The following is a 24863-nucleotide window of genomic DNA, read 5'->3' as shown; positions in this document are numbered from 1 at the left end:
AGTACATACAGGCGGGTAAACACGTAGGTTTACCCTTACAGTTTTTGGATTCGTGTCACTGCCTCTAAAAAATAATAGTCGGCATAATTCAATGATACATCAATTTCGCTATCTCTAGGCCAGTTTCCTACGCTATGTTTCAGTAAAAAACCTTGATTGTCTTTGTACGCAGAGAAGTATTTATCAGAACTTAATGAAGCGATAATATTTTCTGCTAAAAGCTTATGCTCTTGATCGTTTGTAAACTGATACAGTTCTACCAATGCCGAGGCATAAACACATGCCGCTGAGGCATCTCTGTATTGATTCTTTGGATCCTTCACATCAAAATCCCAAACTGGAACAAAGTCTTCAGGCAAATGCTTGTGGATCAAAGTCGCCACTTTTTTCGCTTGTTCTAAATACCTTGGATCTTTTGTATATCTATAACACATTGTATAACCATACAATGCCCAACCTTGACCTCTCGCCCAACTCGTTTCATCACCATATCCCTGATGTGTCAACTTCTTAGTCACCGAACCATCTATTGGATTGTAATCTACAACGTGCCATGTGCTGTAATCCTCTCTAAAATGATGCTCTAATGTTTTGTTTGCATGACTGATGGCCACTTTTTTGTATTTGTCATCTCCTGTTAGAATCGAGGCCTCAAATAACATTTCAAGGTTCAGCATATTATCGATGATCACTGGGTAAGTCCACTTTTCCTTACCAAAATCCCAACTTTTAATACAACCCACCTTAGGATCAAATCGCTTCATCAAAGCATTTGAAGCATCAATCACTACTTGCTTAAACTCCTCATTTTTGGTGAGTTTATAGCCTTCTCCAAAAGAACAGTAAAACATAAAACCTAGATCATGTGTGGTCGCGATATCTTTCACTTCTACAAAAAGGTTCTGAAAGTGCATAGCCGCATCTTTCCATTTAGGGTCTTTTGTATTTTCATATAATTTCCAACATGCACCCGGAAAGAACCCTTGGGTCCAGTCCATTTTTCTTCTTGCCCACTCTACTTCACCATGTTCATCAGTACTTCGTGGTACTTTGTTTTCAGCATAAGCCGATCTCACTAAAACGCCATATTGTTTAGCCGATCGTTCTATAATATTTTTACTTTGATGTGTTTCATTTTTACATGCAAAAAGTCCAAAAACACATGCTGTTATAATTAATAATCTATTCATTTCTTTATTGTTTGTTAGAGAGTGTCTACTACTTTTTTATAAAAATTCTGTAATGTGTAAAATGCTTTCTTTCTGTTGCCTGTTTCCGAGATCAAACCTTTTCGATTCCAACCATTTTGATAAACATCATGCATCCTTCTTGGAGACCTGAAATCGACTAAAATCCAAGGAGAAATACCACTTAGTTGAGGGATTTTTGCGAGTGTAGGTAACGTTTCTCTGTAAAGTAAATCCTGATGTTCTTCACTCCATATCGTGTTTTCATCTGCATGATACCCTTGCAATGCTCCTGCCCCAAATTCAGAAATAATAACAGGTTTATTTTTATCAATTTCCCAACGGATATTTTTAATATTCTCTACAGTTCCCCCGTACCATCCATAGTACTGATTGAAACTTAGGATATCTACTACATCCGCAAACTTATCTTCTACGACCATGATATTGGGATCTTCCTTTTTACCATGATCTTCCAACGCCGCCGTGATCAATCGGGTATTGTCTAATTGTCTTGTTGATTTAGCCAATCGAGTTAAAAAAGTAAGGCGTTCTTCAGATTGTGGGGTTTCATTGGCCATAGACCAAATGATCACTGAAGCCCTGTTTTTATCTCTTGTAATTACTTCCGTAAGCTGTTTTTCTGCTTTTTGATAAGTGGTTTCATTCGTCCATTCAATTGTCCAATACACTGGTATTTCTTCCCAAACCAACAAACCCATTTCGTCTGCTAAGCGGGCCATATTTTCATTGTGTGGATAGTGGGCTAATCTCACAAAATTGCATCCCAATTCTTTTGCCCAACCTAAAAGGATTTTTGCATCCTCCATAGAATAAGCTCTACCGCCTCTCATTACGTTTTCTTCATGAATAGCTATGCCTTTCAAAAACACTTTTTCTCCATTCAACAAAATGTCAGCACCCTGCGTTTTAATCTGACGAAAACCAATTCTATCTTCTACTTTGTCATTTTCTGTAGAAAGAATTACATCATACAATATTGGGGATTGATCACTCCATTTCTGAAGGTTTTTAACCGGAAAATCTACTTTCACAAAACCTTCCTTATTTGTTTTGACTTTCTCTTTGATGTTTAATTCTGGAATTCGAATTGTGACTTCTAATTCTCCTTTATGATTTCCATTTAAACGGACATAACCACTAATTAACCCATCATTTTCTTTATCCAGTTGCAGGCTGTAGTCTTCTATAAACGTCTCACTTAATGCATAAATCGTCACATTTCTTGTTATTCCTCCATAGTTCCACCAATCTGTACTCAAAGTAGGTACTTCGTCAGCGGAACGTTTATTGTCCACCTTTACAATCACAAAATTGTCTTTCGATTGAACAACATCCGTCATCTCAAAATTAAAAGGAGTAAACCCACCTTTATGAGTACCCAGCTTTTGGCCATTGACATACACATCAGCTACATAATTTACGGCTCCAAAATGTAAGTAGTACCTTTGGGTTGGGTCAAAATCAGGAATATCAAATGATTTTTTATACCACAATGTCCCTTCATAGTAAAATAAATTTTCCTTTTGAGAATTCCAGTCTCCAGGAACCACCATAGTAGGAGCGTAATCAAAATCATACTCCACTCTCTCTTGTTTACTTTTTGCTTTTTTATTTAAAAAGAAAGCCCCAGAACCAGGGTTTTCAGTTTGATCATGCGGTTCCCTTCTATAATTGTAATACCCCGATTCATAAACATCAACGATATAATTCCATCTTCCATTTAATGAAATTCCTTCTCTGGAATACGTATTTTGAAGTAAAGGTTCATTAGCAAAGGACGCTAATGAAAGTAATAATATAAAGAGTGTTAGTAGTTGTTTCATTTCAATCTATTTTTTCCATTTCTCCAATTAAAATATATTGCCTAAGTGTAAAATTGAATTTCTACTAACTTAAAATAATATACTTTTAAATGAAGCACTATTTACTGATACGAACTTCAACTTTTAAAGCCCTTAGAGAAGAGACTTTAAAAATTGAAGCTGTCTGAATTGTTGTATTAAAGGTAGAAGTTCAAGCCTTTACAATAGTCTAAAAAAGTGGTGAAATAATGCAACACCATTATTCATATTACAATTTGTATATTATTGTACCTCGTTATTTACTCTTTCTTTTTGCTCTACAAAGTAAGGTTGAAACTTATAAGCCGAATGTTGATCCCATTTTTTGTTTACTTTAGGTAAATAGCCTTTCAGTTGATTTAATTGCTCCTTGTATTTTTCATTATTTGCTTCATTAGTAAATTCATTAGGATCAACAGTATGATCATATAATTCCTCCCCTCCATCTTCATATTGAATGTATCTGAATCCACCTGATTTTACTGCATGATTTTTATAGCCGAAAGTAGTCATTGCAAAGGCATTTTCCTCTGCTTCTCCATTCATTGTAGAGACTAAACTACGTCCTTCATTTTTGTTATTCGCCGGCAATCCGCAAAGTTCTAACAACGTAGGGTAAATGGATAACATTTCTGCCGGGGTATCTATTACTTTGTTTTGAGGTACTCCAGGACCTGCAAAAATCAATGGTGCATTTGTAGCTGATTCCCATAAAGCATGTTTGGCAAATGTCCCTTTTTGGCCAAGTCTGTAGCCGTGATCTGACCATAGTACAATGACGGTATTATCAGCATATTGACTATTTTCTAACGCATCTAGTGCTCTTCCAATCTCATAATCCACAAAACTCACACATGCTAAATAAGCTTGGATGATTTTTTTCCATTCGCCACTTTCTTTGGCCCATTCAGTAGTGGGCATCATGGGTAGGTCATTAATTTTTAATGCTATAGGGGGTACATCCTCTAAGTCATCAGGTTGATAAGGTGTAACTTCTATACTATCTAGCGGATGTAAATCAAACCACTTTTGAGGAACATAAAGTGGTACGTGAGGACGTAAGATACCAAGTGCAAGGAAGAACGGTTGATCATATTTACGATTCAATCTTTCATTAACCCAATTGACCGATTCATGATCAGGCATCAATGAATCCGCTTCAGGAAACGCTCCCCAGTCTGTACTTGTTTTGCCATATCTTTTTCGGTCTGAAGTTCCCACACCATCCCAAACAAAACGCTCTTTAGGGTAAGGACCAAATCCTTTGTACCTTCCGCCTGATTCATGAAAAACATTATCTGGTGCATGTTTATGAAATAGCTTCCCAATCCCCATAGTGTAATAACCATTCTCACGAAAATACTCTGGAAGAAAAGTAATATCTTTTGTCGCATCATTACCTTTCCATCTCACATTGTTATCTTCTGTCATGCCATATATACCCGTTGTGGAAGGTCTTAAACCTGTCATCACTGATGCTCGTGAAGGCCCACATAAAGGGGCTTGACAGTGTGCATTTGTAAATAGCACACCGCTATTGGCTAATCGGTCTATATTAGGTGTTTTGGTGTTCGAAAACTTATCCAAACAACCCAGCCAAGTGTTTAAATCGTCAACGGCTATAAATAATACATTTGGCTTTTTTGGGGTTTCGTTTTGCTCTAATGGTTTATTGCCTGATTGACATGCACCAAACAATAATAGGGTTAAAACCGCTAAAATATTTTTTTTATTCATCATTTTATATGCTCAGTTAAATGGTAATAAGTAAACTAAGTTTTCGATGTACTTAATACACTTATAAAAATAGACCTGAACACCGAAACAATAGTCTTTAAAAATAGTCTAAATGTCTTTTCTCTTGTCTTTCAACCTATAACTCATTTCCTAACCTTATCACACTAACAGACAGCTCAGGCAATGTTATCACTCCTGTTCCATCCTTGATCAATTTTTTAGGGTTATCATCAATACCTATATTGACAACAGGTCCTAATTCATCAAAGACTAATGCTTCATGTTTGAATGTGCCGTTATAAACTGTATCTCCTGACTGAATAATGAAATTTGCTGGTTTATAAGATAGATTGACTGCCACCACTATTTTCTGCCCTCCTTTTTCAACTAGGACAGCGTTTACGGCATTCATCGTATCGGTAAGTCTGGTAGAAGTGATTGTAGATTTTATTACTTCAGCATTTATAAAGGCTTCATGCATGATCTCATACACCGATAAATAACCTCTTTTTTGTAAGGGATATATAGGCTTTCTTCTCTCATTAACCACTACCATTGGGTTGGTTTTCTTGTTAAAAATAAACCAATTGGCTCTGTCAAATACCTCTTGATTTTCTGTCATATAGAGGTACACATCTGCCATTCCAAGGCAGGCGCCAGAGTTCACTTCTACATTATCATTGGCACTCACTCCCCATTCACTCATCCAAATTGGTTTTTCTCCCGCTACACTTCTCACCCACTTCACATCAGTATCCAAAACCACTCTTGAAGTCAATAAGGCACTGTAAGCTGTATTACTTTCCTCTGCTACGTCTGGGTCTTCTCCCATATATCGATGGAGAGAAATAGCATCGTAATAGTTTTTATCCCCGATGATTACTTTATTATAAGCTTCATGATTTCTTCTCCAACTTATGGGAATCGATACTCTCACTTCTGGAAAACGTTGGTGTAATGCTTCTGCTACTGAGGATGCTCTTTCATAAAAATCATGTTCTGTTTTGGTTTGATTAGAGCGTTGAGATTTCCAGAAATGCTCATTACCCAACTCTATATCTTTGACTTCAAAACCCAGGCCTTTATCTTTCTCGGCTCTTGCTACACAACTTTCTGCATCATCAAAATTCATTGAGTACGTCCACATCATGTTGAAACCCTGCCCATACTTTGCTTTTTTCTCTTCATTTAAAAAGGCAATTTCATTGATATGCCCTTTAATTTTTTCGACATAAATCTCCAAGCCTCCTTCATGGGACTTGTTGTCCCAGCTATCATTTTGATAACCATCCGTTTGCCATTGGTAGAAGTTGGACCACAATCCGCTTGGGAAACGGATACTGACAGGATTGAATTTTCGGATAAAATCCTTTTCTACAGTACTCTTAAAACCTTCAATGTTGTAGCCTAATAATTGGTTTTTGAAGGGTACTTTACTTCCTTCATCCACTTTCAGAACAGCACTGATCGCCCCTTCTATCTCGAAAGGATAGTTATCAGGTTTGGGCACATCAGGAATTTCTTCCTTCTTATCCTCTTCCTTTGGTTGTTCGTTTTCCAGAACTACATCATCTTCAATCTGCTCTTCTATGGTCTTCGACTTACAACTGAAGAGTACATTTGCTAGGATTAAAAATAATAGTGTTAGTTGTTTCATTTCATTTTGGCTGTTAATTCAATAGTGCCAATTTTTCTTGGCTTTCTATTTTATGTATTGTCTCTTCAAAATCATTCTCCTCAAAAACCATTTGAGCATATTTCAAGTCTTTTAGAATCTTTTGAAATGGCTTTTTAGTGTCTTTTATTTGTTTGTATTCCCAAGGTTTTTCATTCTTCAAGTAAGGTAACATGTAGAGGTATCCTTTTTTTATACTCCTCCCATCTTCACTTTCCATGCCCCAAACATCAACACCCGCTTTCTTACCGATGATTGCCAACTGAAGAAAACCGTGTAAGTTCATTACTGAGTAGTTAAATGATTTCGTTCTTGCTAGTTCTCTAGGCTGACTTCCATCTGTTTCAATTTGGTCAAAAATCCTTGCTTTAGTGATAGTATTAAGGTGCTCTTTCACCTTGTCGGTCTCCCCTAAATAAGTTAGAATACTTAATAATTGAACATCATATAGCGTACCATGATTATTCTTTCTTTCCAATTCCTCTATTCCTAGGGTGCTGTTCTGTAACCAATTAATATATGCAGACAACCAAGCATTCATCTCTTCTTCCAAGCTTGGTTTTAATATATTATGATCCTTGAACAACTGTAAGCAATCGAGCACCTCAATAATTTTTTCAAACTCTATTATCCCAAAACACCTTCCATCGTATTTACCGGGAATACTTTGAGCAAAATTCATGTTGGGATTCATCCTTGTTTGTTCATCTATGAACCAAGTCTGAATGAGTTTAATGGCTTTATCGGAATAGTTTTTATTAGTTGTAAAATAATAGGCATCTCTAAGTGTAATTACAGCGTTGAAAAAAGACTGTAATTCATTGAAATCTGTAAAATCGTTTCTTGTATCTGGGTTAATTTCTCCGTCTTTTCTGATATAAGGTAATCCATTTTCAGTCGATGGATTTTTCCACCAATAAGGTGCTATCGTCATGTAATCATGTTTACTCCCACTTGGTGGAGTTCCTTTTTTATTGGTCACTGAAAAAGATCTACTCTTTAATAGAGCATCCGCTTTTTCCATCAATTCTTGATAGTCTTCTATTGCTTTGGGATGATTTTGTTTGATAAGCTCTTTTTGTTGGGCTAGTTCATAATCATCAAAAAGAAGAACATTATTTTCCTTTTTACTATCACATGCGATCAGACATAGTGATAATAGGAAGTATAAAATTGAGGCATATTTTATTGTTGTTTTCATTTATCTGGTATTTAGTACCTGAAATAAATAAGAAAGTATTTTTACTAGAAGTCAGAGACTTCTAAAGATCTTTAAAACACAAGAGTCGCTATCGCTTAACTCTTGCGCTATATTGAGAAGTAGAACCACTGGTGCGAATGTTAAGCGACAGCGTCATTCGTGTCCTACTGATCATAAGAAATCTCCTGATTTCTATATTTATGTTTATTGTGGTTTGTGTAGACGTTTTACTCAAACGCCCCTACAGAGATTTCTGTAAAAAAAGCGATTGGTCGATATCCCTTAGGTACAACCAATCGCTATGTATCACCAATTATTCAAAAATAATTTTCTTTGTATCAACACCTTGATGTGTACGCACTTCTATGACGTAAACACTTGGTGATTGAGATGTTAAATCTATTGTTGTCTGATGAACGAATTCACCTTCAGCAATTACTTCGCCTATCATAGAGTATACCCTATACTCTGCATTCTCAACGGTTGGAAGCTCTACATGTAGCATACCGTTGGTGGGATTTGGATACACTTTTGATGAAACTTTTACAGTTTGGACTGAAGTGATCGTTTTCATTTTAAAGTTGGCGGTAATTTGCAAATCATCCGTTACAATAATTGAAACCGGATTTTCTGTTCCTATATAATCACCTGACCATGATTCAAATTCATAACCTTCTTCAGGAATTGCAGTTAAAAGTACTTCTGAATTGATTTCGTAAATATCAGCTTCAGGCCCAACAGTTACTGCACCATTTTCTGCCTCCACTTCAATTCCAAAAGTTTTGATTTCCCATACGGCATTAACTGACATATTTGAATTAACAATTGTATTTTCATCAAAAATTGCTCCCTCCAAGGTCTCCCAATGCTTGAAGATTTTTTCAATGTGAGTTGGCACATCTGGTAATTCTACAGTACCTCCTGCACTGGCCGTTTTTACAGTGGTCATTGTACCGTCATCAAAAGTAACGTCATAAGTGATCATCGTAAAGTTTGCTGTAATATTCAATGCTTCTGAAACTGTAATCACAGCAGGATTCTCCATTCCTTCTAAATCACCTGACCATGAGGTAAATTCAAAACCTTCTGCTGGAGTAGCTGTTAGAGTAATTTCTGCATTAATTTCATACAATTCTTGATCAGGGCTTACGTCCACTGTTCCATTTTCAGCAGTGATGTTGACTTCAAATGTTTTCGCTTCCCATACTGCTGTTACCGTCAAATCTTCCGTTACAATAGTATTTTCATCAAACATTGCTCCCGAAGCGGTAGACCAATATTGGAAGATTTTCTCAGCGTGAACTGGTACTTCTGGCAGTTCTACTGTACCTCCTGCATTGGTCGTTTTTACAGTGGTCATTGTACCGTCATCAAAAGTAACGTCATAAGTGATCATTGTAAAGTTTGCAGTGATGTCCATTGCTTCCGAAACGGTTACCGTTGAAGGGTTTTCAGTGCCCTCAATATCACCTGACCATGAGGTAAACGCATAACCTTCTGCTGGAGTAGCTGTTAGAGTAATTTCTGTATTAATTTCATATAATTCTTGATCAGGGCTTATGCTAACTGCTCCATTTTCTGCTATAATATTTACCGCAAAAGTTTTTGTTTCCCATACGGCCATTACTGTCATGTCTTCTGTTACAATAGTATTTTCATCAAACATTGCTCCCGAAGCTGTGGACCAATACTGGAAGATTTTCTCCGCATGCAAAGGTGTTTCTGGCAACTCTACCGTACCATCTACGGCTGTAGTTTTCACCACTGTATTTTCTCCATCATTAAAAGTAACTTGATAAACTTCTACTGTTGGAATATAAGTAGCAACAATATTTAAATCTTTTGTTACTGTAACAGTAATTGGATTCTCGGTACCTTCATAATCGCCAGACCATGCTGAAAATTCATACTGATCATCTGCTGTAGCTGTTAAAACTACTTCAGTATTGATTTCATAAGTTTCTTGTTGAGGATTAGCCGTTACTGTTCCATTGTCTGAAGTCACTGTAATACTAAATGTCTTCATTTCCCAAACTGCTGTCACGGTCATATCTTCAGTCACCACACTGTTTTCATCAAACATAGCTCCAGAAGCGGTAGACCAATACTGGAAGATTTGCTCTGCATGTGTTGGTATTTCCGGTAACTCTACTGTTCCATCGGCTGCAGTTGTTTTTACAATTGTATTTTCTCCATCATCAAACGTAACGCTGAACACCTGAACGTAATTTGCGGTAATTGATAGATCATTTGTGACAGTAACAGTGGCAGGATTTTCTGTTCCTTCATAATCACCCGACCATGATGTAAATAAAAAGTTTTCGTTTGCGGTTGCTGATAAGGTTACTTCTGTATTGATGTCATACATTTCTTGATCAGGACTAACGGCAACAGACCCATTAGCTGAAGTAATTGTAATACCAAATTGCTTGGTCTCCCAAACCGCCGTCACGGTCATGTCCTCTGTCACAATAGTATTTTCATCAAAAACGTCACCTGAAGCTGTTAACCAATGTTTAAAATCTTCTTCTGCCCTTGTGGGTACTTCTGGTAAATCCACTGTACCATCGGCTTTTGTTGTTTTGATCGTAGTGTTATCGCCATCATCAAAAGTGACATCATAGGTGATCATCGTAAAGTGAGCAGTGATGTCTAATGTCTCTACTACTGTAATCGTAGTAGGATTGTCCGTTCCTTCATAACCTCCCGTCCATGATGTAAATTCATAGCCTTCAGCAGCAGTAGCTGTTAATGTCACTTCCGTATTGATATCATATGTTGCTTGATCAGGGCTAACGGTAACTGTACCATTTTCAGCAGTGATGTTTACCTCAAATGTTTTCGTTTCCCAAACCGCTGTCACGGTCATATCTTCTGTTACGATTGTATTTTCATCAAAAACGTCACCTGAAGCTGTTGTCCAATGCTTAAAAATTTTCTCTGCATGTATTGGGGTTTCGGGTAAATCAACTGTTCCGTTTTCGTTTGTGTCTTGTGTTGATGTATTGGTCCCATCATCAAAAGTCACTTGGAAACTAGTGTTTACTTTTTTCAGTTCAAAATAATCTACATCGATACCAAATTGAAAGAAGTAGAAACGTAATACATGCTCGCCTGCTTCCATAGTATACGTTCCTACTTTTTCAGTGATAAAAGTGGAACTACCTGTATATTGTAATACTTTCTCTTCTACAAAAGTGATGTCTTCATCTGGAAAAGAGACGGTCAATTGCTTTAAGTCCCCCGTTCTTCTCACTTGATGATTGACATACAATTCATATTCTGCGGTCTCGGGGATATTGATTGTATATTCCAGCCATTCTCCGGTTTTAATGTCACGTACTTTTGTACCATCAGAACTGATATCTACCATTTCGTCTGGTCTAAAATCAGAAGCATTTTGATTCACTTTATCCCAATAGGCCACATTTATACCTCCGAGATCATAATGTTCAAATTCAATTCTACCAGGAATTTGATGGGGAGTGTTATCCTCTGTATACGCCAATTGTTCTATGACAGAAGCTTCAACGACTGTAATTGTTACGCCTTCTGTAGTAAGCCTCTTATTATCATTATCTACCACTGTGGCAGTAATAACGTATGTACCGGGTTCGGTGGGAGTCCATGAATGTGACCATGGTTCACTGGCATCCGACTTTACTTGTTGTCCGTCTACTTTAAAATTTACTCTTTCTACTCCTGCATCAGAGGAGGCATCGGCTGTGAGGGTAATCGCTGTATTCACAATATATGTGGAACCTCCTTCTGGTGCCGTTATTTCAGCGACGATAGTGTTCTCTTCTGCTAGCACATTCTGCGTCATTCCAATTAGAAAAAAAGCAGAAAATAAGAGAAAGTTGCTTAAGAGGGAATTCATTCCCGAAATTGTTAGTTGTTTTTTCATGTTGCTCAAAGATTTCAATCTATAAGTAATAATTCGAAAGCATTCATTTCATCGTCATTGAGAAATGTTGCTTTAGCTAAGTAGCTGATCATAATTAAATATAGTCTATAAATGTAGAATGAATTGATCTCAGGTAAGGCAAAATTTACAGTCCTAGCCATAGCTAAGACGAAAAATTTTAACGAAACATGAGTTTAATTCAAATGCATTTAAGCTATAGATAATTTTGAACAGGTACTTATAATGGAATAATCATCACTTCAAAAAAAGCCTTACCCTCTTAAAAAGGAAGGTAAGAACATTGTAAACTAAATTATCGTCAACTTTCAATTGACACCTTTCTACAAACAATTATAGGATCTACTTTCAAGCTTCCTTCTTCTTCATTTTTCCATTGATGAAAAACGAAGCAAAAAATCTAGGCTTAGAAGTCAAAAGCTAAATTTCATTCCTCTCGCCTAAATGATTTTAAACTCGCTAAAGCTCAAACAAGAAAATCATTTTTAACGGTACATTCCATGAAATTCTTAACGCTTTTCCCTTCAAGGCCGGGGAGAATACTACCAAACTAAAATGGTAGAAAGCTCACTGGCGCGAATGTTAAGCGTTAGCGTCATTTGTGTCCTTCAGATCATCAGAAATCTCCTGATTTCTGAATACTATAATTAACGAAAATTTAGTTTACAATGTAATAAGGCTTAGAATAATAGTCGTTATTTGATTAGTAGCTTTTTGGTCTCAACTCCTTTTTTGGTACTTACTTCAAGAACATAAACACCTGGTGTATTACCTGATAAATCAATTTTAGTAGCTTTTTGGAATGTACCTTCTGCCACTAATCCTCCTACCGTTGTATATACTTTGTAAGCTGCATTTTCAGCTGTAGGAAGTTCTATTGTGATGCTACCGTTCGAAGGGTTAGGATATACTTTTGAAACTACTTGGATAGGATCAATTGACGTCACTGCATTCATTTTGTAGTTGGCAGTGATATTCATATCCGAAGTTACTGTTACCGTCGCAGGGTTATCTGTACCAGTGTAATCTCCTGACCATGATTCAAATGTATAACCTTCTGCTGGAGTTGCCGTTAATGTAATTTCAGTATTGATTTCATAAACGTCTGCACTTGGTCCAACCACTACTGATCCGTTTTCAGAAGTAATATTGACATTAAACGTTTTCATTTCCCATACTGCGTTTACCTCCATATTTTCGGTCACTACAGTTGTTTCGTCAAAGATGGCACCTGAAGCAGTTTCCCAATGCTGGAAGATTTTTTCAATGTGAGTTGGTGCCTCTGGTAAATCTACAGTTCCATCAGGTTTTGATGTTTTTACGGTTGTCGTTGTACCGTCATTAAACGTCACTTCAAATGTAGGTGTCAAACTTGTGAAGATTGCTGTAATTGAAAGGTCTTTTGTAACTGTCACCGTCAATGGGTTGTCAGAACCTTCATAATCCCCTGACCAAGCAGTAAACTCATATCCTTCAGCTGCAGTTGCAGTCAATGAAAGTTCTGTATTAATATCGTATTTTTCTTGCTCCTCAGGTCCTACCGCTACTGTTCCATTCTCTGCTGTAACGCTAAGTGTAAATGTTTTCGTTCCCCATACTGCAGTCACTTCCATATCGGCAGGGACAATTGACATTTCATCAAATTTTGCTCCTGAAGCCGTTACCCAATATTTAAATTCCTCTTCTGCACGAGTTGGTACCTCTGGTAAATCCACTGTTCCATCTGCTTTTGATGTTACTGTTGTCGTTGTTTCACCATCGTTGAATGTCACATCATAAGTAGCTCCAACTTTTCTTAAAACAAAATAATCTACATCAAAACCAAATTGTAAGAAATGAAAACGTAATACATGCTCACCTGCCGCCATGTTTACAGTACCGATATTCTCAGTTAACCAATTACCACTTCCTGTAAACGTGAGTATTTTGTCTTCAATAAAAGTAATTTCCTCATCAAAGAATGAAACTGTTACTTGTGGTAAGTTAACATCTCTTCTACTTTCGTGACGGATATATAATTCGTAATCTGCTGTTTCCTCCACGTTGATTGTATATTCTAACCATTCACCCGTTTTAATATCACGTACTTTTGTACCGTCAGTGCTGATGTCCACCATTTCATCTGGTCTGAATTCTGATGAATTTTGGTTTACTTTATCCCAATAAGCCACATTTAGGCCTCCAATATCATAATGCTCAAATTCAATTCTTCCTGGAATTGAGTGAGGAGTATTATCCTCTGTAAATGGTAATTGCTCCAAAGAAGTCGCTTCTACAACTGTGATTGTAACCGGCTCAGTAGTTAATCTTTTTACATCAAAATCGACAATTGTAGCAGTAATCTCATAAGTACCAGGCTCTTCTGGTGTCCAAGAATGTGTCCAAGGTTCGCTGCCGTCTGATTTGATTTGTTGTCCGTCAATCTTAAAGTTGACTCTATCTACTCCAGCATCTGAAGAGGCGTCAACAGTAAGTGTAATTGGAGTGTTCACAATATGTGTCGTACCCGTGAGCGGTGCTGTTACTTCAGCCACAATCGTATTTTCTTGTGCTGCTGCATTTTGAACTAATCCTATTAAGAATAGAGCAAAAAGTAACAGACCATTTCTTGTAAAGGTGTTCAACCCTGAAATTGTTAATTGTGTTTTCATGTTGCTTAAAGATTTATATTAATTGTATAAGTAATAAAGGCAGAAGCACGTAGTATACTTCAGTAGAAAAAATGTAGCTTTTATTAGTGTCGCTGAAATGTTGAAAACGATGCCTTGCCCACTTTTTTATAGCAGGCGAAGGCTGTTAACAAAAGCACTACTTAATCATTATCTTTTTCGTTTCTACACCTTGTTTTGTGATGATTTCAAGGATATAAATACGGTTGTTTTCAGTTGGTAATTCTAATGTGATTTTATGGACAAAGGCTCCATTTGAAATCAACTGACCTGTAATAGTAGACAGCTTGTAATTCGCTTCTTCAACTGATGGTAATTCTATATTCAGAATACCCTCTGAAGGGTTAGGATAAACTTTGGCTGTACTTTGTTCAGGAGTAATGGAAGTGACTGTAGATACCAATTCAAAATTTGCTCTAATAGTAAGGTCACTACCTCTTGCTACAGTGGTTGGATTATCTGTTCCTTCATGATCACCTGACCAAGAGACAAATCTGTACCCTTCACTAGGAATCGCTGTTAATAACGTCTCATTATTTTCACCAGTACCAATCTCCACTTTACCATGTCCTTCTGTCACCAGAATGCTTATTTTATACTTATTTTCCCAAGCTGCACGTACCTCCATATCCTCTGTAACAATGGTATTTTCATCAAATATTTCATTTTCGTCTGTCAACCATCCATGAAATACAAGATTTTCATCTTCATTTACTGGCTCTTCTGGTAAATCACATGTACCATCTAGGTTCGTAGTGACCACTGTCCTTTCATCTCCATTAATAAATGTCACTTCATACGTTGGTGATAATCCCCCTACTTTTTTCAACTCAAAGAAATCTACATCAAAACCATATTGTAAAAAGTGAAAACGTAAGACGTGTACACCTGCTTCCATTCTGAAAGTTCCCAAGTTTTCTGTGATCCATGTACCGCTTCCTGTATAAGTCAGTACTCTATTTTCAATAAATGAAATGTCCTCATCGGGAAATGAAACGTTCAGTTGGGCTAGGTTCACATCCCTTCTGCTTTCATGGTTGACAAACAGTTCGTAATCTCCTGTTTCAAGAATATTGATGGTATATTCTAGCCACTCACCTGTTTTGATATCACGGACTTTTGTACCATCAGAACTGATATCTACCATTTCATCTGGACGGAAAGAAGAGGAATTTTGATTTACTTTATCCCAATAGGCAATATCAAAACCGCCATTATCATAATGTTCAAATTCTACTTTTCCAGGGATGGTATGAGGCTTATTGTCTTCTGTAAAAGGCCATTGTTCCGGTTTTGGAGTCGTGATCATAATGCTATGTTCAGTCTCCTCTCCTTGTCCGCCTTTTGCTACAAGTTTTAAAGTATATTCCCACTCCGTTAAGTTGGATAATGCTGGAATACTCGCTGAAGACCAAACAAAAGGTGCTTCCGTAAGTGTACCTATATTTTGGTCATTGATGAATAACGACACTTCTGTATAATCTGTACCAATCAGTGCTTCTACATCAAGGTCACTGCCTGTGGGTACTTCCATTTTATCCGAAAGGTTTTTAAAACCTACCACACTTCTTGCATCTGCAACAGTAATTGTCACTTCTGATGATGTTGTGTGTTGTCCTTGTGTATCATAAGCTACAGCTTCAAGTGTATATTCACCTGCTGTATCGGGTGTCCAATCTACTGTGTAAGGAGCTGTTGTAGCTGTTTGAATTAGAGTTCCGTTGGCTTTAAATTCTACTTTTTCAATACCATCTTCCGACGTTGCTTCGGCTGTTATTGTCATTGCCTCGCCAGTAAGTTGTGTTGTACCTTCAAGTGGTGAAGTGATTCCTACATCAATAGAAGAAACGCCTAAATCAAATACTTGAAGATAAGTAGTACGTTGATCGCCTGTACCTCCCTTTTGTTTCAAATAATAGTATAACTTTCCATCCTCAACATAAGCGACTCCCTTATCAAAAACAGGTCCTCTATCATGCTGATAGATCGTTTCAAATTCGCTTGTACCACCTTTCGTTCTTGCGATATTCACACGACTGTTGATTAAGCCAATCACATAGACATCGTCTCCACTTGTGTACAATGAGCTACCCGCCGAATATTCTACAGTGGTAAACTCTGTCTCTCCTTCTTTCTTGAAAGTATGTAACTTTTTAGTGACGTTATTTTCTTTGTCTTTTACCTGACTTACAAAATGCACATCTCCTTTTTCAGTCACCGTCCAATCGAAACCACTTACAATATACACTTGGTCTTTCTTTGTCGTTTCCACCCAATCACCAGGCTCTGCTACTTTGATTAAATCAGAGTTGGAGAGCGGTCTAGCAAAACCATTTCCATTATGATCCTTCCAATCATTTATCCCGTTCGGATCATCCGAATAAGCATAATAGATACCGTTTTGATATTGGTATTTGTCATTTCTATTATTTAATCTTCTTTGGAAACCAATTCTGATTTTACCATTCACATACTTGATATCTCCATAAAGACCCCAATTGTATTCTGAATCGTAATTAGAAGCACCTGATCTGTTGAAATCCGTGTAACCGTGCCATTCCTCACCATCATATCTTGCAAAAAGAAAGCGACCGTTTTCTGAATAGCCAAATCGGTTTTTCATAAACAGATCGCCTTCATCGTTAGTAAAAAAAGCAGGGTAAGTAAGTAATTTAGTCACTGTTACATTGTCAATTCCTTTAAAAGAAAGATGCTTGTAATGTCCTTTTTCTGAGTTCACAAAACGATCCAATGTAAACTCTTCATCTGGAACCGTTGCTCCACCTGTTTCTGTAAATGAATACCTTAGGTAGTCTTCTGTTCCAATATTGTCTTTTGTAATATTTCCATTTCTATGCAAATCATACAGCATATGCACTGTGCTGTCTTTTGGGCAAATACCTACTGAAATGGTGTTGTGCGTTTCACCAATCCACCACTTTCCGTTGTAACCTGTATGTTGGTGAGGGAACTCAATGGTTTTAGAAACACCTGTCTTCATGTTATAACGTGTCAGCATCACATGTCGGTCTTCTTTACCGCCACGGTACCATGTCATAAACACAAAATGCTTGTAAGTTTTGATGCAATCTCCGTGTGGAGTTAGGGCATTTCCATAGACATAATCATAGCCTGTTGTAGAGTTGGCACTATGGCTTGTTGGCACTTTTACGCCATCAAAAAACATCACTTGTTCTGATACTTTTTCTTGAATTTCCATCGTCACTTGTGCCGATGTGCTTGGAAGGTTAAAAAGCCAGAGTAGACATAGTGAAAGTGCCGAGACACACTGCCTCGAACAGGGGAACGCCCCTAAAATAGTTAATTGTCTTTTCATGTTATTTTAAGTAATAATTATGTTTGCTAACGCTTGAGAGCGCTTTAGAAAAGGCTTTCATTTCAATTGACCTTTTCTCTATTTTTTCATTTCATTGTGAGCGAACCAAGTTTATGTTTGAGAACTTGAATCGATCATTTTATAAAGTGCAATATTTTGAACCCTAGGTAAAAGAGGGAAGAGGGAAGAATGATGAGAGAAGAAAAAATGGTTCTTGTTGTGGACCGTAAAGTGGTCCGGTGAACCACATCAAGAACCATTTTCTCTTCCTTCTTCCCTCTAGTTAAACCTTCCTATTAATCCACAAACAATTCATCCACAAAAGGTCCACCTTGCCCTGTAGTTTGGAGTTTGATGGCGTTGGCACCTTCGGTGAAATTCACAATGGTGTTCACGAATTTCCAATCCTTTTCCCAACCTCCTGTTGGTTTAAATTCGAAAGTTTTGATGTACACCCCATTCACATATAATTTCATAGGGTGAAGTTGATTTTTATTGTTGTGCATATAGCGGAAACGGATGCTGAAATCGCCTGCTTCACCGTCGTTTTCTTTGTACCAAGTGATTGCTCCTTCTTCATCATCAAACTTCACAAAACCTGATCCTTTAAAACGGCGAGCCTCTTTACTGACTGTTGCTTTTCCTTCTAAAACGGCTTCCTCTGCTCCTAGATTGATACCTCTACCGATCCACATATCTGCTGAGTGTTCATCGCCCCAGAAAAGACCTTCATCCTTTCCAAAAGTTTCGCTCATGCTCAGTAAAACTTTATCATTATGCAATACAACGGCCTTTACAGTCGTTCCGTCTTCTACTTCAAATGCTCCTTTATAGTCTTGACCACTTGCTAGAGGATCAGTGCCGTCTGTTGTATATTTCACCTTCAAATCCATTGCTTCCACTTTACCAATTACTGGAATATGGTCTGTATCAATCGAGATTTTATTTGAAATATATAATGCTTTGTCTCCTAAGATGGAAGCTGTTACAATTGCTCCTGAAGTGGCCTTGTTATTGGCTTGAAGGAACATTCTATTTTTACCAAAAAATAGCTTTCTAAAATCTGATTTTGTACGGCTCGTCGGATCAATAGGATCACCATTTTCCATGGATACTTTTTGAAGATCTCCAATCACATGATAGTAGATTTGATTTTCTCCATAAGGATAAAGATTTCCGTGGCTGTCCACGCTTTCTGAAGTGATAATATAACTGTCAGCATAACCGTCTTCTGCTTTTAGATGTGTTGCTTCCGTTTTCAATTGAGAAGGTTCAGCACTTGTACTTACTGAAGTTCTTTTCACTTCTTTACCGTTTACATACGCTACGGCCTCTAGTGTTCCTTCTTGGTAAGGGACCATCCAATCGCATTGCATCTCATCCCAAACCGTACCCGGCTTTTCTTTTCCTAATGATTTTCCATTGAAAAACAGCTCCACTTCATCTGCATTAGAATATACCCAAACTGGAATTTCAGTCCCTTTTTTCATGCGTGAGTGTGTCCAATGTGGTAAAATATGTACCATTGTTTCATTGGTCCATTGGCTTTGATAGAAATAGAAAAGGTCTTTTTTGAAACCGGCTACATCCAAGGCTCCACCCATAAATAAGTTGAAAGGTAAACCACCGTGTACCAAGCCTGCTTCTCCGTAATAATCGAATCCTGTCCAACGGAAATGACCACTTATCCATGGATTGTCACGTACTTGTTCCCAGCTTTTACGCGCTGAAATACGGACTGTGGCATTGTCGTAAGAGGAGTTAAAACGTTGCTTTCTGTTCTTCCATTTTTTAGGATCTAAACCTTCATAGAAGAAGATTTCTTTCTCCGTTAAATTCGGTAATTCATACGTACCAGGAAGTTCATTGTCTCTCCACCATGTATGTGTTCTGTAATATCCTCTCGTTTGCCAAGTGTGTGGTGCCTCGGTAGAAATAAAAGGTTTATCAAAGCGTCTATTTTCAATAAAGGTCTTGTTTTCAGAACCTCCATTTACACCAATGATGTCCATATCTTCACTGTTTCCTGCTCCTGATGTATACAATCTTGTGGGATCAATACTTCTACTGAACTTCACTAATTCCGGTGCGATATCACTATGTGTTTCATTTCCTAAACTGTACACAAAGATACTTGGGTGATTGCGGTCTCTTGTAATCCATTCTTTAATGTCACGTTGCCACCATTCATCAAAGGCCTGCTTGCCATAATCTTCCGGTGCTTTTTTATGCCATCCATCAAAGATTTCATCCATGACCAATAGTCCAATTTCATCACAAATGTCATAGAACATTGGAGGTGTTGGGTTGTGTGAAGGACGGATGGCATTGATGCCCATATCTTTCAGCAATTGCAATTTCCATCTCAACATGGGTTTGGTCCATGCTCCCCCAACAGGGCCACCTTCCCAGTGCTCACAAACCCCTTTGAGCTTTACATTTTCTCCGTTCAACCAAAAACCTGTTGTTTTGTCCCATTTTACAGTACGGAAACCAAAGTTGGTGGCTACCTCATCGATGACTTTTTTTCCTGAAAGCACCTGCGTCTTCAATACATACAATTGTGGCGTTTCTGGGCTCCAAAGCTGAGGGTCTTCTACCTTCATTTCTAAATTAAAGGCTTTTGCGACCTCTTGAACGTTTTGTTCTGCTGTGGCCAAAACCTTTCCTTGAGCTGAATAAACTGTTGTTTTTAGAATTGATTTTTTAGGCAGTTTTCCCATTGAGGATAATGCAACCTCGGCATTTACAACGCCTTTTTTCTCTGAGATTTTAGGTGTAGTAATAAATATGCCATTAGGTGAAATATGCGTAGGGTTTACCGCTATCAAAGTAACAGATGCATAGATACCACAAGGGTGATACCAACGTGCCGACGGCTCTAAGCTGTTATCAACTCTGACAGCAATGGTATTTTCACCTTCTACCAAATATTTCGATATTTCATAACGAAAACTAATATACCCATAAGGACGTTTTCCAAGGTGATTTCCATTGACCCATACTTCACTGTTCATGTACACTCCATCAAAATTGATGTAATGCACATTGGAAAGGCTAGCCTTCTTGACGTTGATTGTTTTTCTGTACCAACCAATTCCACCATCATGATAACCTCCGCCTTGCTTTTGGTCTCCACCATCTCTTACGCCTTTGTTGAAAGACCAATCGTGTGGTACGTTGATGGTTTTCCAAGCCTGATCGTCAAATTCTTTTTGTGAAAATGCTTTTTCATCTTCATCTAAAATAAATTTCCAATCGGCATTCAACCGAGTTTCTACACGTTGTCCGAAGGTGCTTGTAAACACCAAGGACAACGTGACTGCTATTATATATTTTGAGATCAATCTATTCATCACAAATCAGTTTGTTTATTGTATTATAAGTTTCACTCTTTCCATTCCTTTGGAAGTTTGCACCTCAAGAAGATAAATTCCACTGTTCGCATCCTTCATCATTAAAGTTGTTTTTTGAATAAAACTACCTTCTTTAACAAGAGTACCATTGATAGAATACACTTTGTAAGTGGCTTTTTCTGTCGTTGGAATCGTAATATTGATGATGCCGTTGTGAGATGGATTAGGATATACTTTTGCGTTCAGATCAAAAGTTTCAACGTTCGTTATCACTTCAAATCTGGCTGTAATATTCAAGTTCTTCACCATTGTAACCGTGATCGGATTCTCCGTTCCTTCGTAATCACCTGACCAACCTACAAATTGATACCCTTCTTCCGCCGTTGCTGTTAATTGCAATTCTGTATTAGGATCATAATTTTCTTCTTCTGGAGAGATCGCTACTGCTCCATTTTCTGCTATGACGTCCAGTGTAAATACTTTGGTTTCCCAAACTGCATTTACCACCATATCTTCTGTCACTACTGTATTTTCATCAAATACAACTCCTTCTGAAGTTTCCCACTCTACAAATGTTTTTTGTGGGTGATAAGGGTTAGAAGGTAGCTCACATGTACCGTCTTCCTGAGTATATTTTACATACGTATTTTCACCGTCATTGAAGGTCACTTTAAAACTTTCTGATGTTTTAGTCAAGACAAAGTAATCTACATCAAAACCGAAGTTCAAAAAGTTCATACGTAAAACGTGCTCTCCTTTCTCCATGTAGAAATTCCCTACTTTTTCTGTCTCAAATGTAGAAGATCCTGTATTCGTCAAAACTTTTTCTGAAATAAACGTAATGCCTTCATCAGGGAATGAAACGGTTAACTGTTTGAACTCTGGACTTTTTCGTGTTTGGTGATTGACTTCTAAATCATAGTTTCCTGACTCTTGTACGTCAATTGTAAATTCAAGCCACTCTCCACTTTTTATATCTCTCACTACCGTACCTGATGAATTAATATCTACCATTTCATCAGGGCGGAATGAAGATGAATTTTGATTTACTTTATCCCAATAAGCGATGTCAATTCCGCCATGGTCGTAATGCTCAAATTCAATTCTTCCTGGTACAGGATGTGGCATATTATCATCCGTGTAAGCCCATTGTTCTGGTGTCAAAATTGTCAGACTTCTTGACTCAATCATACCTTGAGCATCTTTTGCCTCTATTTTGATGGCATAATTTACGGCTGTCAAGTTAGTCAATTCAGGAACTGAAGACCAAACCCAAGGTGCTTGCGTTAGCGTTCCTACATTTTTATCATCTACAAATAAAGTCACTTCTGTATAATCAGAACCCACAATTGCTTCCACGTCTACATTACTGTTTTTAGGGAATTCTTGATTGTTGATTAAGTTATTGAATCCTAAGCCACGTTTTTCATCTACTTCAACAGCAATTACTTTCTGACCTTTGTTAGAGGCATCCGCTTGTAATGAATGCGCTCCGTATGATAAACTTGTACCGTCACCGATGTAAAGCGTTACTGAAGCTTCCGTTACATTTTCCTCGTATCTTACAATACCAAAGTGGCCATTAAATGCGATATCTAAGTCTTGGATAGTCACCGTACTGCTTGCATCTTCTTGACATAAAATGTAATCTACGACTACTTTATTTCCAATCTGACTCTTTACTTTCGCCCCTACAATTACTTCACCGTCATACAAATGCTCTACTGATTTCACACTTGTATTAGTTGATTTGCTCGGTTCAAAAATATGCACATACGGTTTGTCCCATGCTTCGCCTTGCTGACGGATGGCCATGATCTGCGTTTTCTTGTTGATATAACCTCCTTTAGCTTCACGCGTGGCCGGACCTAGTGCTTTTGTATATTCACGCTCTACGCCTGCCGGTGCAAACATATTCATATAAGTGTTGGTCTCTTCTAAATCAAAACGTACTTGAACGGCTTCGCTTACAGGGTCTGTTACTTTAGTATCTTCGAAGAAACGCCAGCCTGGAGACTGTTGTAAATCTCCAATATCATTTTGGTAGCGATCTGTTGCTTTTACACTCAATGAGGCTCCGTTACTATCCATCACATTCGTTGCATCACCAAGGTTATGATAGATGTAATCGTGGAAATTATTTTCTCCTTTTGAACGAGAACGGAACATGTCGAAATAGTAAGCGGTCGTCTCACTTGTACGGATTGTACTTAACGTTCTTTTTTGCTCGTCATTATTGATTTTGTCATCTAAATACTGAGTGGCAAAACTGAAGTGAGGGTGAATAGGGTCTTCCAAATGTTTTGGTTCTGCTGATTCATTCACCGTTGTATTCATCCATAAATAAGAATCCGTATTCCATGATCCCGGTTGAACACCATGTGTTTCGCCGTTGACAATCATGGTATTATTACCGGCATGTCTCCAGAAATACACCTCATGTTCTGGTTCTTTTCTTTCGGCTAATGTTTTTGGTAAACCTGCATTAGCGGCCATAATATAACCTGCCCCATACAGTTCCATGGTGATGCCTGTACAATGAGAGTGAACGTAATGTGCTCCACCAATGATGCCACACAAACCGTAGTCTTCGTTATCTACTTCTACATAATTTCTTTGAAGTGCCACACCTGCGTGTTTGATCACTACAGTAGGTTTTTCAAAATCAATTTCCCCCTCGATCTCTGTTGGAATATCAAATCCCCAGAACAGTTGATCAAAGGCTTTATAATTTCCAAAAACGGTGATTGGTACTTGAGGATCATAACCTCCTTCAGTATCATACCCTTGACGTAACGCCACTGTTGCTTGCTGAACGTATTCATCGTAGCCTCTTCTTTTGGCTAAATTCATGGTGTATCTGTACAGTTCTCCGGTTTTATCAATATCACGGTGTGAATCTCCATATCTTACAAAGCGTCTGTTCGGCATTCTGAGGTTATCAAAAATAAAGTTACCGTCCAGAATTCGCATATAATCATCCATCACATTTAATTCCGGTTTCATTCGGTCTACAATATTAAGCACCAAAGTCACATTCTGCATAAAACCGTAACTCACTGCCTCAGGCCAAATTCCCTGTTCGCCAAACATTGGCAAGATGGATTTTGTAAAAGAGTTCTGCTGTTTTGTACCTACTCTCCAGAATACATCAAACATACGTTCTCTTTCTGCATCATCTTCTACGTTCAAAATGCTAAACAACACGCCTGGCGCTCTCAGAATAGGGTGATTACTTACTTCCTTGCCGTATTTTGTATCAGCACCTCCATGCTCATTCAAAGCATTCATGGCCAAGTTGTAAATGGCCTTTTGCGCTTTCGTATTATCAAAAGCGATTTTACTTCCTGAAGATTGTTGATATACTTTTGTATTGCTTTCTTTTAAATAATTCACCATGAAATCATACGCAATGGCAAATTGTGCATAACCGCATCGAGGGTCATAAAAATGACTACCACTCATTGCTGTTGTTTCAGGTGTTTTAGGAGCAATTTTTTCAATGTAATACCATAAAATATCAGCAGAGAAATGAGCGTATTTTTCTTCACCTGTGATATAATAAACCAAGGCGGCATAAGATGCATAGTTCAACACCTTTGAGTGTGCTGAATTTGCGGATGATGCTTGTGATTCAGATAAGTGATCGTTTGCCGCTAATGCCGGAATGGTATTTAAGATGGCATCAGGATTATCAATATGTGTCTCCACTTTTGAATCAATCGCTGTTTTTGCCTTCTCAATAATTCTGCTTGCCCAAGCATAGTTTTCTACTTTGGCCAACACTGAAGGTTTGTCTGCAGGAGTGGTCCAAATTGCTGGGTGTTGTAATGACTGTGCATGGACGGGGAAGATCCCCATCCAAATACACAAACCAAATACTATATGTACTATTTTCGTTTTCATTTCAC

At 37.8% G+C, this 24863-nt stretch carries 10 protein-coding genes; all 10 read right to left on the bottom strand.

Annotated elements, in window-relative coordinates; translation table 11 throughout:
• Nucleotides 1–35 precede the first annotated feature (35 nt).
• The 10 genes from PL77_RS20090 to PL77_RS20045 all read right to left on the bottom strand — a co-directional run bounded on the left by PL77_RS20090 (nucleotide 36) and on the right by PL77_RS20045 (nucleotide 24858).
• A complete protein-coding gene (locus PL77_RS20090) occupies nucleotides 36–1190 on the bottom strand; it encodes a glycoside hydrolase family 88 protein (protein WP_044209448.1) in 1155 nt (384 codons plus the stop codon).
• A gap of 14 nt (nucleotides 1191–1204) precedes the next feature.
• Nucleotides 1205–3034 (bottom strand): glycoside hydrolase family 2 protein, encoded by a 1830-nt coding sequence (locus PL77_RS20085; protein WP_044209444.1) that lies wholly within the window; start codon nucleotides 3032–3034, stop codon nucleotides 1205–1207.
• A 261-nt stretch (nucleotides 3035–3295) separates the two neighbouring features.
• Nucleotides 3296–4792, bottom strand: a complete 1497-nt coding sequence (locus PL77_RS20080) for a sulfatase (RefSeq protein WP_044209441.1) — start codon at nucleotides 4790–4792, stop codon at nucleotides 3296–3298.
• Between the two features lie 133 nt (nucleotides 4793–4925).
• A complete protein-coding gene (locus tag PL77_RS20075; RefSeq protein ID WP_044209438.1) occupies nucleotides 4926–6446 on the bottom strand; it encodes a hypothetical protein in 1521 nt (506 codons plus the stop codon).
• A 13-nt stretch (nucleotides 6447–6459) separates the two neighbouring features.
• Nucleotides 6460–7665: an alginate lyase family protein gene (locus PL77_RS20070; protein ID WP_052444587.1), complete on the bottom strand. Its 1206-nt coding sequence runs from the start codon at nucleotides 7663–7665 to the stop codon at nucleotides 6460–6462.
• A gap of 313 nt (nucleotides 7666–7978) precedes the next feature.
• Nucleotides 7979–11572, bottom strand: a complete 3594-nt coding sequence (locus PL77_RS20065) for an InlB B-repeat-containing protein (RefSeq protein ID WP_044209436.1) — start codon at nucleotides 11570–11572, stop codon at nucleotides 7979–7981.
• A gap of 713 nt (nucleotides 11573–12285) precedes the next feature.
• A complete protein-coding gene (locus tag PL77_RS20060; RefSeq protein WP_044209432.1) occupies nucleotides 12286–14241 on the bottom strand; it encodes an InlB B-repeat-containing protein in 1956 nt (651 codons plus the stop codon).
• Nucleotides 14242–14398: 157 nt separating this feature from the next.
• Nucleotides 14399–17596: an Ig-like domain-containing protein gene (locus PL77_RS30885; RefSeq protein WP_156152454.1), complete on the bottom strand. Its 3198-nt coding sequence runs from the start codon at nucleotides 17594–17596 to the stop codon at nucleotides 14399–14401.
• A 296-nt stretch (nucleotides 17597–17892) separates the two neighbouring features.
• The gene (locus PL77_RS20050) at nucleotides 17893–20952 is read right to left on the bottom strand and encodes a sugar-binding domain-containing protein (RefSeq protein ID WP_044209430.1); all 3060 of its coding nucleotides are present in this window, start codon (nucleotides 20950–20952) and stop codon (nucleotides 17893–17895) included.
• 15 nt (nucleotides 20953–20967) lie between these two features.
• A complete protein-coding gene (locus tag PL77_RS20045; RefSeq protein WP_082026645.1) occupies nucleotides 20968–24858 on the bottom strand; it encodes a T9SS type A sorting domain-containing protein in 3891 nt (1296 codons plus the stop codon).
• Nucleotides 24859–24863 lie beyond the last annotated feature (5 nt).

It is taken from the genome of Flammeovirga sp. OC4 (genome assembly GCF_000812565.1).
In the GTDB taxonomy this organism is placed as follows: domain Bacteria; phylum Bacteroidota; class Bacteroidia; order Cytophagales; family Flammeovirgaceae; genus Flammeovirga.
The sequence above is the reverse complement of the archived record's forward strand: the minus strand, read 5'-3'. Positions and strand labels throughout refer to the sequence as shown.

What these genes read in the sequence shown, in the direction of transcription:
- PL77_RS20085 (WP_044209444.1), bottom strand. Translation starts at nt 3,034, where the DNA reads ATGAAACAACTACTAACACTCTTTATATTATTACTTTCATTAGCGTCC.
- PL77_RS30885 (WP_156152454.1), bottom strand. Translation starts at nt 17,596, where the DNA reads ATGAAAAGACAATTAACTATTTTAGGGGCGTTCCCCTGTTCGAGGCAG.
- PL77_RS20075 (WP_044209438.1), bottom strand. Translation starts at nt 6,446, where the DNA reads ATGAAACAACTAACACTATTATTTTTAATCCTAGCAAATGTACTCTTC.
- PL77_RS20060 (WP_044209432.1), bottom strand. Translation starts at nt 14,241, where the DNA reads ATGAAAACACAATTAACAATTTCAGGGTTGAACACCTTTACAAGAAAT.
- PL77_RS20065 (WP_044209436.1), bottom strand. Translation starts at nt 11,572, where the DNA reads ATGAAAAAACAACTAACAATTTCGGGAATGAATTCCCTCTTAAGCAAC.
- PL77_RS20070 (WP_052444587.1), bottom strand. Translation starts at nt 7,665, where the DNA reads ATGAAAACAACAATAAAATATGCCTCAATTTTATACTTCCTATTATCA.
- PL77_RS20090 (WP_044209448.1), bottom strand. Translation starts at nt 1,190, where the DNA reads ATGAATAGATTATTAATTATAACAGCATGTGTTTTTGGACTTTTTGCA.
- PL77_RS20080 (WP_044209441.1), bottom strand. Translation starts at nt 4,792, where the DNA reads ATGATGAATAAAAAAAATATTTTAGCGGTTTTAACCCTATTATTGTTT.
- PL77_RS20045 (WP_082026645.1), bottom strand. Translation starts at nt 24,858, where the DNA reads ATGAAAACGAAAATAGTACATATAGTATTTGGTTTGTGTATTTGGATG.
- PL77_RS20050 (WP_044209430.1), bottom strand. Translation starts at nt 20,952, where the DNA reads ATGAATAGATTGATCTCAAAATATATAATAGCAGTCACGTTGTCCTTG.